Below are 560 nucleotides of genomic sequence, written 5' to 3'. Positions count from 1 at the left end.
AGACCACACGGTCGCAAAGGTCATCTACGCCAGACTCGGCGCGGGTGACGAAGGCCGCCGGAAGAAGCAGGTGGAGCGGATATGCGACCACTTCGCCGCCTGTTTCCTGATGCCACGGCCATGGGTGAAGCGGGCGTGGGCCGGAGGTCTGCAGGACATCGAGGCGCTGGCGGAAATGTTCAAAGTATCAGTGAGCGCCATGAGGACCCGGCTGTGCTACCTCGGATTTTTGGATGACGAGGAGCGACCGGTGGCGAGCTACTTCAGAGCCGAAACAACGGAACCGTGCCCGGCGTAACAAAAGCAAGAAGACGAAAGGAACATCGTAGATGAACAGTATTCGCTACTTCCGCAACGACATCCCGACAGCCGGGCAGGTCAAACGGGCCGTCGTCTATCTTCGCGTATCGACACCAGGTCAGGTCAAGACCGACTACGACCCGGAAGGCATCTCCCTGCCGGCCCAGCGGCGCAAGTGCGCCGAGCAAGCCCGAGAACTGGGAGTCGAAATCATCGACGAATACCTGGAACCCGGCCGCTCGGCTACCGCCATTCACAAG

General features: G+C 60.5%; 2 protein-coding genes. Both read left to right on the top strand.

The genetic code is table 11. From position 1 onward, the window contains the following. A partial coding sequence (locus tag AC08OJ_RS00770) for an ImmA/IrrE family metallo-endopeptidase (RefSeq protein WP_476594839.1) occupies nucleotides 1-298 on the top strand: 298 nt, incomplete at its 5' end. Between the two features lie 31 nt (nucleotides 299-329). Continuing rightward, the coding region (locus tag AC08OJ_RS00765; RefSeq protein ID WP_476594838.1) for a recombinase family protein at nucleotides 330-560 on the top strand (231 nt) is incomplete at its 3' end.

It is taken from the genome of Frankia sp. CgKIO3 (assembly GCF_977946435.1).
The sequence above is the reverse complement of the archived record's forward strand: the minus strand, read 5'-3'. Positions and strand labels throughout refer to the sequence as shown.